Consider the following 8,616-nt stretch of genomic DNA (forward strand, 5'->3'; position numbering starts at 1 on the left):
AGGAGTTGGTTACTCGTTTACAACGCGTGTTTGTCCAGCAGCATCCGGGTCAGGCTTCGTCCCAGTTGCAGTTTTTCATCGGCCAGCGTGTTTAGGCTATCCGAGTAGGCCTGCTCATTGATTTCGCCAGCCTCCCTGCGTTGCTCGAGAAGTCGTAACTTCTCATCGAACGCCCGATCATTCGAACGGAATCTCAGGTCATGGGTCTCGCGCAGGTACTGGTCCCAGAACGGCTGTTCGAGCATGACGTCAAGCAAGCCGTCCCCTTGCTCCAGCGCTAGAACGGTGACGTACGCCTGCTCGATGGCGTTGTCGCTCACGGCGGCGATCTGCTGGTAAAGCATGCCCTCCGATTGCCAGGGCAACTCAAGGCGCGATGCCAGACGGGTCTGATACGCCAGGTAAATTTCCACTTCTTCGACCCTGCTCGGGCGTGACAGCGCATCGGCCCGTGCGATGTCATTGACCCGTTGCAAGCGCGCGGCGCCCTTGCTCAAGCTCACCAGCCGGGCTTCCAGCTCGGCGGCGTTGGTCGTGTACGAATAAGCCTGGGAGGCGAGCGCCTGGATGCCCATGGTGTTGAAGACTTCGGAGCTGGCATCGGCACACGTGGTGGGTTGCTCGGCGGTCTGGAATAGTTTTTCGCGCAACGGTGTATCCAGATCCACCGCGTCGATCAGTTCCCAGACGCGACGGGACAAGGCCTTGCGAGTAGCGCCACCGGCTCTGAAGTCGGCCGAATCCGTCAGGCTGTCGATGATTTTGAAGAAACCATCGGAGTTCGGCTCATTCATGAGATTGTCCCAGGCCTCCGCTCTGTACGTCCCCAGGCCAGGCGAGTTCGCACCCCAGAGCGATGAGTCATCATCGACCGGCCATTTGGCGCGCGCATTGGCGGCCAGAGGGGCGTAGGTGTTCTGGCGCGGCAAGCCCGATGAATCGCGGTATTGGAACAGGAGCTGGCGCTGGGTATCGTGCAAGGAGTCGATGTCCAGCCGCGCGCGTGCTACCACCAATGCTTGCCTTGACCCGTTGACGACAGTGGGTACGGTCTTGATCGGGTTGTTACGCAAATCAAGAAAAAACCCCTTGGGGCGATGCTTGCTCAGCAAGCCGTCTGGCCAGTTATCGATCCCGGTGTTTGAAAGGTTGAGCACTTTCAGGCGTGGCATGCGCTCGACATTGGGCGGCCGGCGTAGCGGGTTGTTATCGAGCCGCAGGGTTTGCAGGTACGTCAGATGCTTCAATCGCTCGACCGCTGCGTCATCCAGTTCAAAAAGGTTATAGCTCAGACGCAGGGTTTCGAGCAGGTGCATGCTTGCCACGTTTTCCGGCAAACGGGTCAGGTGACAGCGACGAGCACTGAGGTGGCGTAGTCGGGCAAAGTCTTTCAAAAGTCCCGTGGAGCCCGGCGAGAACTTCACCCCATCCAGACTCAAAGTGCTGATCTGTTCCAGATACGGGCGAATTTGCGGCAATGTCTTCCACCAGGGCTCCAGGTTGAAACTCAGTGACTCAGAGGACAAGTCCAGAGCGTAGCCCTTGTCGAAGTGCGTGCTGCGCTCACCGAATTCCAAAGGTTTTCGCTGGAAGCATTCCATCAGGCGATCAGCGATAAAAGTGATTTCCCTAGGCGCAAGAAGCGTATTGTCGGGCTCGAATGGCGTGTTCTTTATCTTCCATGCAGCAAGGATGTTTTCCAGCTCTATGAGCTCTTGCTTCAGGTTTTTCAGCAACTGAACAGGATCGGTGCCGGGAGGCATGGAGCGAATGAAGTTGTCGACGTCATGTTCACGCAGGTGCGGATACAGATTTTTCATTCGTTGCTCAAGGGTGACTGGCTGTCTGGAGAAAGTAGGGCCGCATAGAAGCAGGCTCGTTTCCAGCTCCGCTACCGGCCGGATGAAAGGTTCTAGCAAAAGGGTGCGGCGTTCCGCCGGTGCCATGGTCTTGGCCATAATCCATTGCTTGAAAGCTTGTCCCTGGCCCAATCCATAACCTATTGACCGGCGTGCCTGCACCGGCAAGGCACGCAGCAGCGCTTCGTGAAAGTCGACAGTATCGGAAAGCGAGCGATGTTGACCGTCAACAACCTCATACCGATCGTCTCCCACCCGTAAGAGCAGTCGTACTTGAGTGGCATCGTCAGGACCGACGCTGCACCGCAAAGGACCTTCGGCGGTGCCGTCACGTACTTCCACGCGCAGATCGCGCAGGCCCTCGCTGTTGAATCGCAGCGCGTTGAGCGCCAGGCGCTCGGTGTCGGCGGTTAGTCGTTCGGCCTGATAAAAGCCCTCGCTGGCGCGTGTCGAGCGAGTTTCAAAAGCACATTCGCGCACACGGCTCTTGAGATCCAGTGGTAGGCGTTGCTGTGCATCAACGATACGCAGATCGTCCTGCCTGGCATTGGCGACAAGGCGTTCGGCGATGATCGTCGGCAGTTCAGGGTATTGCCGCTGCATGACCTGAACGCGTCGATTGGTACTGCGTGCGCGAAAGCGATAGATGTAATCCGCGATGTTGGTCTTGCGCCCGTCGACCTGGTCGGCCAGGCGATCACGCAGGCGCTGCACCTTCGCCTGTCTGGAGAGCCCCGGTCCGACCAGCGCTTCGAGCTGTCGCTCACCGAGAAACCTGACGACCCGCTCCGGCAGCCTGCCTGCCATCACGTCCGCCAGCCCGATCTCCAACGTCCGTTCCGGCCGGGCATTGGCGTTGCCGTACAGGCGGGACGCGCCGAGCAGGTCGGATCGTTCATACACCCTCAAGGCATGGTCGGACGGCCAGCCCGGCAGTTCGGTGATCAGTTGCTCGAACCAGTGCGATGACGGGTCTATCGGGCTTCCCGAACGAATCTGCGTAGTCGTGGCAGCAACATCTTCCATCGCCCTGAAGCGGTTTACCGTGTCTTCCAGCAATAGCGGCGGCTCGGCGTTTTCAACATGCATGCGCCGCAGTGCGTCTTCTTCGGTGCCGCTGATCAGGCGGATGTTTTCCAGTTGCCGTGAGTTTAAGCCATCGGTCATGTGCCCCAGCCGATGCATCAGCTTCGGGTGCTCCCAGGTCAAGGGGTTTTCACCTTCATGGCGCCAGGCGCCGCGACCGTTATGGGACAGTTTCGGTGCATAGGCTTCGGGACGGGTGGGGTGTTCAAGTCGATACTGTGCGGTTTGCGGATCTTTGCGAGTCACATAGTGGCGACCTTCCAAAGGAAGAATGTCCCGGCCTTGATGGCGATGCAGTCCCAGCCGGTCTGGCCTGGAGTCTGTTGGCAGCGTCAGGCTGGGGTGGGCGTAGGGCTCGATGTCGGGGTGCCACAAGCGGGTTTCACCGGTTGGCAAGCTCACCGGTTGCATGCCCTCGACCAACACGGAAATCTTCAGCCGGAATGCGTCGGCGATGCTCGCCCCGGCGGCGAACGCGGCCAGTTGAACCACATCCGTCACGACCCCCACAACGTGATCCGCTGCTTCTGCCCATAGTCCCTCGGCCAGGTCCACAGCACCTTCAATGACATCACTGGTCAGTTGATACGCCGTGTAGGCCAGCATGAGTTCGCCCAGCCCGGGAACGAATGGCGTAGAGATCAACAGAGCAACGTTGAAAATATCGGAGGCTATTTTTTTGAAGTTATCCCACCAGGCCCACCGCGCCTTACTATCGGTGTCGGCGGTCGACACGGCGATGTCCCGAGCATCATTGAGAATCTTGTTCAATTTGTTTTGATAAAGATGTACCCAGAGGTCGCCCGTGATCGGCGCAATGTCGAAACTCAATCGCGGGTTATCGATCGGCACTTCCCGCCAGCTCGGGCCCGGATCGAACGGTTCCTTTCGATGCCATTTGACCGCGAACAGACGTTGCTGCAGCCCGCCGAAGAAATGCCCGCGTTGCGAATGGTCGACGAACCGGCTGAAGAACTGGCGGTACGTCATCCCGGTGGAAGCGATCAGCGCGTCGTCGCGCAGCTGGCGCATCAGTTCATTCATGAACGCGACGGGCGAGGGGTATTGCTTGAGCGGGTGCTGCGGATCCTGCGGCACATAAGCGATCACAGGCATCACCTCGTGCGATTGTTCCAGGTCTGCAGTGATCAGCATGATGCCGGTCAAGGGACCGTCGAGAATGGACAGGTCGGCAAATTGCACCGGCTTGCCTTTCCAGGTGGTGTTGCGCTGGCCTTCCAGCATTTCAATGACCATGTCACGGGCATCGGCGTCGACATCGCCGGCCATCGTCGCCTGTTCCACGGCGGCTCTGAAAGCGGCTTTCTCGCTTTCAACGATATGGCTTTGGAGCCAATACCTTGCAAGGCGATCACCCTGCAACAACTGCTCTTCCAGGTATCGGGTGTAGCGGGCGCCGATGTCCAGCTCACGGCATAACGTCTGGAACCTGGCGATGGAGAGCTTGTGTTTGAGGGGCAAGACATCGAACTGACCACGCTGATCGGGCTGACTGATGAAGTCCGAATCCGGTTCGCAGGTTTCGCCACGCGCGAAGTTGTGCAGGGCGGCGTCGATCAGCGAAACAGTATGGGTGACGACCCCCCCGGACATATCGATGACATACCAGGGGAGTTCTTTGGGCAGATAAAGATGCAAGTACGTTTTTTTAACGTCGACATCAATATCCAGTTTCTTCAGCGCATCGGTGAGTAGGGGCTCGGCAAATTCATAAACGTTTTGCAACTGTTCAAGAAATCGATCCACCTGGTTGCGGGAAGACCAGAGCTCGAGGCTGGCTTTTTGTAAGCGGGATTGATCGAGTGCGGTGGCTGTCTTGATCCAGGGCTCGGGCGCTTTTTCGACGCGGCCCAGTTCCCGGGTATTTCGCAATGAAACGCTTTGAAAAACCGGATGAATCCGGTTTTTGATCAATTCGTAGTGCCGGCCTTTATGGTCGGTTATCGACGTACTTCCTTGTAAGTCAGGCATGTCGTTAATAAACCTTGAGTGTTGATGGGAGTCATCAGCCTAACGCCCAAGGCTCAAAGTAAAAGTCTGAATTATTGTTTGCTTGAACAGCGTCCCTGCTCCCAAAGCATTGGAATTATCCATGCCGAAAATAATTAATTACCACCTGTGCGCAGTGAAGTTATGTCAACGCCGTGCTAACTCCGTCGGCAAGCAGTTTGTATGGCTGCCGGGTTGCAGGTAGGGCGTCAGAATCGGTGCCATGCCCTTGAGTACTTGCACCGGCAATGCCGAGGTGAACTTGAACGCCTCGGCCGTGCGCCCGGGCACGAACGCGGTCAATGTGCCGAAGTGTGAATCACCGATAAAGAATACAAACGTCGCCGTCCGGTTGATGGATTTGGAGCTTAGAATCCGTCCGCCCGAACCGATCGCTTCAATGCGGTTGTCGCCTGTGCCCGTTTTGCCGCCCATCGCCAACGGTTTGCCATCGGGGGTTACAAAACTGCCGGACACCCGTTTCGCCGTACCGGCATCCACCACTTGCGACAAGGCTTCGCGCATGGCCGTGGCGACTTCGGAGGGCATGACCCGTTTGCCGACGTCCGGATCATTGATCAATTTGGTTTCATAGGGTGTGTTGGCCGCGAAGTGCAGGCTATCGATGCGTAGCGTCGGCATGCGCACCCCGTCGTTGAGAATGGTGCCGATCAGCTCCGCCAACGCTGCCGGACGGTCGCCGGAACTGCCGATGGCGGTGGCCAGTGAGGGCACCAGGTGATCGAACGGATAGCCGACTTTCTGCCAGCGCTGGTGAATGTCGAGGAACGCCTCGATCTCCAGCATGGTGCGAATGCGGCTGTCACGGGCGCCCTTGTGGCGGCTCTTGAACAGCCAGCTATAGACTTCCTGACGCTCGAACTGGCTGGCTTTGACGATCTGGCTGAACTTGGCGTCAGGGTTGTTCATCAGGTAGCCGATCAACCACAGGTCCAGCGGGTGGACCTTGGCGATGAACCCTTGGTCCGGCAAATCGTAACTGCCTGGGCCGTAGCTCAGGTAGAGGCGTTCGAGGCGTTCATCGGTCAGTTTTTCTTTAAGCTTGGCGCCTTTGAGGTGCGAGCGCACGAAGGTGTTGAAGCTTTCCTGGTCGGCCTGGGGGAATAGATAGCGATGCACGGCGGCCATGCGAATCGGCGTCGGGCGCATGCCATCGAGAAAGGTCTCGAGCCGCGCCTGGGTGTCCTTGTTGCGGTACTTCTTCCAGAACTTCAGCAGGAACGAGGTCCCTTCCTTGTCGGCGAATGAGGCCAGGTATTCCTGCCGCCGAGGATCGCGATCGTCCTTGAGCAATTCGGCGCTGCTGTTTGGGCCGGAATAGGTGCTGTAGCGCACCAGGTCACGCATCAGCCGAATGAACGGCAGATTGATTGACTCACGAATGGCATCGCGCAGGGTCGGCAGGCGGCCGTTGTCCTCCTTGCGGAAGTTAACGAACGTGTGCAGCCCGCCACCGGTGAAAAATGCTTCGCCGGGGCTGGCGGAGTATTTGCGATCCAGCGCGGCGCCGAGCATTTTCGACAGATCGCGATCGGTGTTCTGAATCAGGTAATCGACGGCCCAGCGGCTCAGACGGTCCTGGTCCGGGATGTCGACTTTTTTCAGTTCAGGGATGGTCATCGTCCCGTATTTATCGTGCAGCTCGGCGATGATCTGCAGGTAGGTGGTGAGCACACGCATTTTTGCGGTGGAGCCCAGTTCCAGTTTGCTGCCTTCATTGATGTCGAACGGCTGGTCGGTGCTGTCGGTCTGCACCCGTACCCGCGAGCCGTCCGGGGTCAGTTCAAACAGAGTGAAGCTGTAGCGCACCTGTGTGGTGCTGGTGGGGGTGAGCAGGCGTTCGCCAATCAGGCCGATTTCCGCTGCATAGGTTGGGTCGGCCAGATGTTTGAGGTACGCGGTGGCCTGGGTTTGCAGCTCGCCTTGCAGGGTGCTGGTGGCGGACAGGTCGAGACGGTCGAGGTCATACAGCGGACGATTGAGCAACCCGCCCAGACGGCTGCGCGCCACGCTGATGCCTTTGTTGGTTTCGATTGGCTGAATGGTGGGTTGGGTGGCCCAGTCGCGGTAAGTCACTTTACTGGCCAATGCCGCCGTCGCGAGTGGCGCATCGATCACGCCATTCTGTGCCAGCAAGCGAAGATGGCTGTCGGTGAGACTGGCCAATTCATCACGGCCCTTGGTCAGGTAATGGGAAGGGCGGCGCTGGGCGATCATCAGTGACAGCATCTCGCGCAGGGCCAGGCCTTTTTCCGACAGACTCTTCGGATCGGTATCGGTGCTGGCCAGCCGTTCGTTGGCCTGGTTGAAATCGGCGCCGTACCAGACGCGCAGGCCTTCGGCCATGCCATGCACTTCACCGTGGCCCGGTACCGCCGACAGTGGAACACTGTTGAGGTAGTCGCGAATCACATTTTGCCGGGCCTGAAGAGTTTCCGGCCCCGCCTGGTAGGCCCGCACGCTGGCGGAAATCATTTGCCGGATTTTCTCCGCGCCCGACACCGTCAAGCCATCGGGCGAGTGTCGATATTTCTCAAGCTGCGTTGCCAGCGTGCTGCCGCCCGCCGACTGACCGGGCAGACGCAACAACTTGGCCACCTGGGACCACGCTGCCATGCCGAACCGTGGCCAGTCCACGGCGGGGTTGGCCAAAGGTTGATGGGGATCGAGCAAAAAGCGGTTTTCGATGAAGAGCAAACTGCTGACCACCACCGGGGGGATCGCCGCAAAGCTTGAATAAAGTTGTTGCGGGTATTTGAACTGGTACAGCGGTGCCGCGCGGCAATCGGTGATCGACAGCCCGGCCTGGATTTTCTCTGCATAGGGCACGAAAAAGCCCTTTTCGCTGTATTTCATCAGCGCCGGGGAAAAGCGGGTTTGTGCTGACACCACATAGTCGCGCTTGAGCAGGCGCGGCAGAAATTCATCCAGGGTGCTGTAACCCAAGCGTTGATCGAACGGGCCTGCGCCAGGGTAGCGAATCGCGTCGCTGGGGCCGGGTTGCATCTCGTACTTCAGCGAGGCGGCATATTGGCTGATTTCCCGGGCCTGAAACTTGGAGGTGCGCATTTCCTTGGCCGCGGCGAGGCCCAGGACAATCAGGATAATCAGCAGCAACAACCAGAACGCCCCCCAGCCGTGTCGGGACCGGCGGGGTTTCTCAGGTAAAGGCGCTTCATCCACTCGTTCAGTCGGAACCACAGTTTTACTCGAATCGGTTTGCCACAAAGCGCCCATAGTCGACTGATCCATTCACGCAGATTGATCGGACTTGTTTGAAGCTTAGACGGTGGTTGGCGTTGGTGAAAAAATTGTGAAGGAGTAAGTGATGCATGGATGTGGCGAGGGGGGCTTGCCCATCTGTAGGAGCGGGCTTGCCCGCGAAGACGGCAGTGCAGTCAACATCGATGTCGCCAGACAGACCGCTTTCACTGTAGGAGCGGGCTTGCCCGCGAAGGCGGCAGTACAGTCAATAGTGATGTCGCCTGACCTACCGCTTTCGCAGGCAAGCCTGCTCTCATCAAACAAAAAATAACCAATTGATTTAAAAAGAAAAATCACGCTGCCTTCACCAAGTCCATCCCCAGTTTCCGAGCCTTGCGCAGCAAGGCTCGGAACTGACGTTCCTGGCTTCTACTTT

General features: G+C 58.2%; 2 protein-coding genes. Both read right to left on the reverse strand.

The annotated features are described in order from the left end of the window. Positions 1-17: 17 nt before the first annotated feature. Entirely contained in the window at positions 18-4,937 is a 4,920-nt protein-coding gene (locus tag MEB48_RS26150) for an NEL-type E3 ubiquitin ligase domain-containing protein (protein ID WP_237886679.1), read from the reverse strand. Between the two features lie 165 nt (positions 4,938-5,102). Next, on the reverse strand, positions 5,103-8,213 hold the full coding sequence (locus MEB48_RS26155) for a transglycosylase domain-containing protein (RefSeq protein WP_237886680.1): 3,111 nt from the start codon (positions 8,211-8,213) through the stop codon (positions 5,103-5,105). Between the last annotated feature and the right edge of the window lie 403 nt (positions 8,214-8,616).

Source organism: Pseudomonas sp. PGPR40 (assembly GCF_022014505.1).
Taxonomy (GTDB): domain Bacteria; phylum Pseudomonadota; class Gammaproteobacteria; order Pseudomonadales; family Pseudomonadaceae; genus Aquipseudomonas.